Consider the following 255-nt stretch of genomic DNA (forward strand, 5'->3'; position numbering starts at 1 on the left):
GTCATTGCTCCCATACTGACTACCTTGATCGCTATGTAAAAGTACTGGATGGTGAGGTTGACGCCTTAATTTAGCCATAAGCAAAGCGTCAATCACCAGGTGTCGATCAATGTTTTTCCCCATCGACTAGCCAATGATACGTCTTGAAAATAGATCCAAAACAGTAGCCACATAGAGAAATCCTTCGTATGTGCGAACATAGGTGATGTCACTCACCCATGATTTATTGGGTGCGTCAGGATTAAACTCTCGGTT

Annotated in this window: 1 pseudogene; it reads right to left on the reverse strand. The window is 43.1% G+C overall.

The features are described 5' to 3' along the window. Nucleotides 1-255, reverse strand: a pseudogene (locus tag ACO0LE_RS20295) (DDE-type integrase/transposase/recombinase); the annotation flags it as partial.

Source organism: Undibacterium sp. Xuan67W, from assembly GCF_049340165.1.
Lineage (GTDB): Bacteria > Pseudomonadota > Gammaproteobacteria > Burkholderiales > Burkholderiaceae_D > Undibacterium.